Source organism: Candidatus Woesearchaeota archaeon, assembly GCA_016180285.1.
GTDB lineage: Archaea > Nanobdellota > Nanobdellia > Woesearchaeales > JACPBO01 > JACPBO01.
The window spans coordinates 1-5562 of the sequence record JACPBO010000045.1 but is presented as its reverse complement, the minus strand read 5'-3'; the positions used below and the strand labels follow the sequence as shown (position 1 = coordinate 5562).

The 5562-nt window shown below is 36.4% G+C and carries 7 protein-coding genes; 3 read left to right on the top strand and 4 right to left on the bottom strand.

The window, feature by feature from the left end; all coding sequences use genetic code 11:
* The first annotated feature begins 203 nt into the window (after positions 1 to 203).
* Both HYU07_07600 and HYU07_07595 read left to right on the top strand, forming a co-directional pair.
* Complete coding sequence (locus HYU07_07600) at positions 204 to 836, top strand: hypothetical protein (GenBank protein MBI2130063.1); 633 nt, start codon at positions 204 to 206, stop codon at positions 834 to 836.
* A complete protein-coding gene (locus HYU07_07595; protein ID MBI2130062.1) occupies positions 833 to 2497 on the top strand; it encodes a polysaccharide deacetylase family protein in 1665 nt (554 codons plus the stop codon). Before HYU07_07600 ends, HYU07_07595 begins: the two co-directional genes overlap by 4 nt.
* A 29-nt stretch (positions 2498 to 2526) precedes the next feature.
* On the opposite strand, the gene HYU07_07590 is transcribed toward HYU07_07595, so the two are convergent.
* The 4 genes from HYU07_07590 to HYU07_07575 all read right to left on the bottom strand — a co-directional run bounded on the left by HYU07_07590 (position 2527) and on the right by HYU07_07575 (position 5148).
* Entirely contained in the window at positions 2527 to 2733 is a 207-nt protein-coding gene (locus HYU07_07590) for a hypothetical protein (protein MBI2130061.1), read from the bottom strand.
* A gap of 151 nt (positions 2734 to 2884) precedes the next feature.
* A complete protein-coding gene (locus HYU07_07585; GenBank protein MBI2130060.1) occupies positions 2885 to 3520 on the bottom strand; it encodes an urea carboxylase-associated family protein in 636 nt (211 codons plus the stop codon).
* 41 nt (positions 3521 to 3561) lie between these two features.
* The gene (locus tag HYU07_07580) at positions 3562 to 4332 is read right to left on the bottom strand and encodes a hypothetical protein (GenBank protein ID MBI2130059.1); all 771 of its coding nucleotides are present in this window, start codon (positions 4330 to 4332) and stop codon (positions 3562 to 3564) included.
* 21 nt (positions 4333 to 4353) lie between these two features.
* A complete protein-coding gene (locus tag HYU07_07575) occupies positions 4354 to 5148 on the bottom strand; it encodes a hypothetical protein (GenBank protein ID MBI2130058.1) in 795 nt (264 codons plus the stop codon).
* A 126-nt stretch (positions 5149 to 5274) separates the two neighbouring features.
* On the opposite strand from HYU07_07575, the gene HYU07_07570 reads away from it, so the two are divergent.
* Positions 5275 to 5562 (top strand): helix-turn-helix domain-containing protein (locus HYU07_07570; protein ID MBI2130057.1); only part of this gene is annotated, 288 nt, incomplete at its 3' end.

The following is a 5562-nucleotide window of genomic DNA, read 5'->3' as shown; positions in this document are numbered from 1 at the left end:
AATCCCACCACTAAGGCTGGTGAGGCATACCACGTTCGTATACGCAGTATACGGTTGTGGTATGACGAACGAGCATTTTTCCGCAGGAAAAATGCGACAGCCATTAGTAGTGGTGGGATTTTAAAAATACTTCATTTGAAAAATTCAATCTACAAAAAATAAATCTTTATATATTAGTGGATAATTAGATGTCTTGGGGGAAAATGGAAACTGATAAGGAAGTCGTTATAACTCTTGAAACTCTGTTCGATCTTCTCAGAAGGGAAAAGGAAAGGGAGGACTTGCAGAAGCTGGATGATTCTTTCTTCGGAGATGTTGTGAATTATCTGAAGGATAAAAGGCAGATTATGCTTAAAGCAGAAAGCGAGCTGTTTGCTGAAGAGGAAAAGGAAAAAACAACAAAGCAGCTTGCAAACTTAAGCAAGATTCTGAGAGAGCTTTATGAAAGAAGGGAAAAGAAGATAATAAGCATGGCATTGGCCAAATCAAGGATTAAATCCAGTTTGATAGACGCTTCAGCATTTTTGAATGAAGAGAAAATGCTTTTCGATCAATTATTGCTTGTCTTTGACAATTTCAGGGATAAAGTGCTTTTCAGCATTCTTACTGAAAAACTGCCATCATTTGAACAGGCCAAAGAAACAGAGCCTGAAAAAAAGGAAACTCAGGCCAAAGAAACAAAAACAATAAGGTTCCTCAGCGCTGTGCCGAAGTTTGTCGGAAAAGAGCTTGAAGTTTACGGCCCTTTTGAAGAGGAGAACATTGCAAACCTTCCCTTGGAAATTGCAGACCTTCTGATAAGCAAGGGAAGGGCTGAAGAGATCGAAGGACAATGAAAAGAAAGGACATTCCCGTATTGACGTACCACGAAATAGCGCCTTTTATAAAGAACAAGTGGACAATCTCCCCATCAATGTTCAGGGAGCAGATCAATTACCTTGCCAAAAACGGATTTCAGGCAATAACGCCTGATGATCTTTATGAATTCCTTGTAAACAGCAAAAATCTTCCTGAAAAGCCAATTATGCTGACATTTGATGATGGAAGGGACTGCATTCTGAAATATGCTGCTCCTTTGTTTGAAGAAAACAAGTTTAATGCAGTTTTCTACATCACATCAGATTGGGCAGATGGAAAAAATATCCCCAAACATGAAGCATATTCTGGAGTTATGAGCTGGAGCGATATTAAAGAGCTGTCTGAAAAAGGATTTATTATCGGCTGCCATGGAAAGACCCATGTTGACCTGACAAAATTGGATGAAAACAGATTAAATGATGAAATAAACAATTCAAAAAAGCTTATTGAAGAAAAAATAAACAAAGAAGTAAAGGATTTTTCATACCCTTACGGAGTTTTTAATGAAGATATTATAAAAAAATTAAAAGAAGCAGGCTATAAAACAGCCATTACGACAAGAAGCACGCTGAACAATAAATTTCTGTCGCCATTTGAATTATCGAGAAGATGGATAACGAACGATGTTTTTCTTGGAAAATTCATAAAATTGCTCACAACTCCAGCTTTAAGCGTCTGCATGATCGTAAAAAATGAAGAAAATGCCCTTAAAAGATGCCTTGACAGCATCAAAGACATTGCCGACGAGATAATTGTTGTCGATACAGGCTCAGAAGATAAAACAATTGAGATCGCAGAAAGTTTTGGCGCAAAAATAATAAGGCATGAATGGAAAAATGATTTCAGCGAAGCAAGGAATGTTTATCTGCAGAATGCATCATCAGACTGGATACTTACACTGGATGCTGATGAAGTCATTGACAGGAAAGACCTGATCAACATAAAAAAAATCATTGAATTTGAAAATTTCGATGCCTTCAGGCTTGCATTGTTTAATTATTCCAATAATGAAAATGATGCTGGCTGGGTAAGGTTAAGCGAAAAAAGAGAAGGCTATTCAGGATATCTGCCGATAGAGCTTGCAAGATTGTTCAGGAACAGCAAGAAATACCGCTATGAGGGGGCAGTCCATGAGATTATAGAAAATTCCATCATAAAAGACAATGGCAGAATATCGAGCATAGACATTCCAATACACCATTTTGGCGGATTTGATGAAACGCTGAAAGAAAAGCAATTAAAATATCTTGAATATTCTAGAAAAAGGATTGAAAAAAACCCGAATGATGCAAAGGCATACTGCGATATTGCGCTGATAAATTTTAAATTTTTAAGCGGCATTGAAGAAGCCTTAATGAACTTAAAAAAAGCGATAGAATCCGATAAAAAATACATAAGATCCTACATAATTCTCGGTGAAATATATGTTAATCTGAAAAAATACGATGATGCAGTTTCATGCTACGAGAAGATCATTGAACTCGACAGCAAGAACAGCGATGCTTATTTCAATCTGGGGCAGGTATATTTTGAATTAAAAAAATACAAAGAAGCAGGAGAATTCTACAAAAAGGCGTTGGATCTTGGCTGCATTCATATCGAAGAAATAAACAAGAAACTGAGCGCTATTGCACCTTAAACAGCAGGATTATTGCAGTCCAAAACAGCTTATTTGCCTGGCAGCAGCCTTGCCACTGCGTACGAAATCGGCAGCAAAGGAATTATAACCAGAATCCAATCCTGAAATGTATGGATTATTGGATTTGCTGGCTCACTAAGCAGCCCTGCTCCGTGCAAACCGCCTACAACAAAGGAAGCAATCCACGCCCCAATCAATATTCCTATTGTCCAGTTCTTTGTGCTGAAGCTTTTCATTTTCGGATCAAGATCATTATCCTATAAAAACCTTTCGTTTTATCTTGTTAAATAAAGCATTGCAAAAAATACATCGCTTTAGAAGGTATAACTAACAAGCTAAAAGCCATTAGAATGACATATTAGATCGGCTCGGTTAGTTCGTAGGAATTTACATTCTTCTATACTGTTCAAACCTTATTGGGGTTGGTCTTCCGCCATTGCATGGGTTTCTATCTTGCGGGCAAGCGGAAATCCCAGCAACAAGAGATATTGTTGCTTCCATTTCAATATAATCCCCTGCTTCAGATACTGGTTCAACAGTTTCTATTGTTCCATCACCAGTTATTTTAAGATTAAGGCCTATACTAAAGGGCTCCAACAATTCTTTCCTATGAATGCGCCATGGAGATAAAGCATCTTCCAGGTTCTCCAGACAGGTTGGACCGGCATATGAGTGTGGAAATCTAATCGCATTATCCTCAGGCCCGCATGGAGAATAAATAAAATTGCAGTGGACGCCCGGATTTGACATATAAGTTATTTTTAGCATAGGATTGCATCTATCGGAATATAATATATTTTGAGGGATCAGATTTAATCGCGCATTTAACTTTGTTGTTTGCGGTCCGCTTAGCCTTTCTGCCACATCCCCGGCATTAAATGCAACAAGATCAGATACTTGCTGACCTTCTATGTCTACAATACGGATTAGATCATACGGCATAAGCAATGCAGCAAATCCTTTATTTGGATGGATTTCAATTACCAATTGCTTCGTATATCCGTTGGGGATTGTTGTTGCCATAATGTTGGGATTTCATAATACTCAGTAAACCTTTTGTTTTTTTAAAAATTACACCCGGTAATAATTCCAGTGCTATAGCCCTTTGGAATGCCCTTGTTATCAATGCTTTTGTCTACAAAAAATTCTAACCGGTATTTTTTATCCTTTGATGTCAGTCTGAGGAAAGTTCTTAAATTTGACAAATAATCTCCGTTATCTTTTCTTAAATTTGTAAATCCTGCCGCAACTCTTATTTGCGGTAAAATCTCTCCGCCTGCCAAAATGCCAGAATATGTTTCATCCGATAAATTAATATTTTCCCTGTTTTCTCCTGTGAAAATACGCTCTAAAACAAAATCAATTTCCCTTCTCTTGTCTTCAGTCAAATATGTTGCTGCTATGCCGAGCTTTTCATCTGTTCTTTCATTTCCTAATGCAATTCCTTTTGTTTCGGCTGTTGGAAATGTCAAGCTGCAGTAAGGCAGCAGATGAATGTTGTCTTTGCCAACTTCAATTTTACGTATTAAGCCGAGAAGCGCAGAAGCATCTCCAAAGCCATCTGAGCTGCTCTGCTGTTCAACATACTTATAAGGCACGCCGATAGAGAGTAATATATCCTCATTTCTGTATTTCAGGAAAATTGTATCTGTTGCTGTTTTAACTCCCTTTTCATTCTCAGAATAGACTATTCTTTCCTCTATTTGATATTTGAATGGAAGAGGATAAGGCACTCCCCTAAGGATGCCATCTGCATAAGCTTGGCTAAAAAGAGCTGTTGCTAAAGTTGAGATTCCAGTTAAGATTGTGTTTTTTAGGTTGAACATTTTTTTCATTCTCAGAGTAAACTATGCATCTTAGTACATATCAGTATATACTTCGATGAATTCTGCTCTTGCGTATTTTTCTAAAGGTGTTGGATCAAACTTAGCAACATAAAAACAATCTTCTTGTTCTTCCGCATCGTCCATAACACCAACAACAAGCGGATCTGTACTGACAATTCTCTCAATATTTTTTCCTTCTGGTTTTATTTCAGCAATAATAAACAATTTATCAATTCCAAATAAGTTGCTTGCTTGTTTGATTCTTTTTTTAATTTCTGTTGGGATAATTGTATTAAAGGTGCTCTTTATTTTAAAGTTGCCCACCTTTTGATACTTAATAAAAACCTTTTTTGGCACACGTGATTCTTTCAAAATCTCTTCCATTTCAGCCCCACATGAAAATTCTTTCTTTGAAAATTCGTTTATTAAACTCCTTAAAATCGGATATTCAAGAATGTCTGGTATATGTTTATTTAAATCGTCATCGTACTCATTGTGTATTGTGAATCTAGCACAATACTCATTTATTCCGAATTCTATTTCCATAGTTGGGTCGTTTAATTGATAAACACCGAATCTTGGAACAGAGATTATTTTTCCTCTAAACTTTTCATTATTGACCAAACTTAGAAATTCTGTAGATAATCTAGGATAAAGATATGTGGCTTTTTGGTATTTTAAGTGTTTCTTTGGTAATTTTTCAATTTCGAATGTGACCTCATCTAATCCTTTTAATTTTTTATCAAGTTTTTTTATTTCTTGCAGGTCTACTGCAGATACATCTATATACTTTTTTAAATCAAACGATTTTTCCAAATTTTTCATTTTTTCTCCTTGTCCATCATATACTTAACCACTTCAAAGAAGTTACCACACTGTTAATAAATCATAGTCCTCCTTTTTAGGATTACTATAGAAAGATTTAAAAATAAAGGGGCATTAGCAAGGATCATGGACACAAAGGTTTTAGAGAAGATTGGCCTGACAAGAAATCAGTCTGAAGTGTATCTGGCTTTATTGAAATTAGGCTCAGCAACAGCGCAGCAGATAATAAAGGAGTCTGGAATGCACCGTTCAAGGGTGTATGACAGCTTAGAAAAATTACAGCAGCTCGGTTTAGTCAGCTCTGTTGTTAAGGATTATAAACGCTATTTTCAGGCTGCAAAACCTGAGAAATTATTTGAATATGTTGATGAAAAGAAAGAGGCAATAAGCCAGATTCTACCAGAACTAAAACGC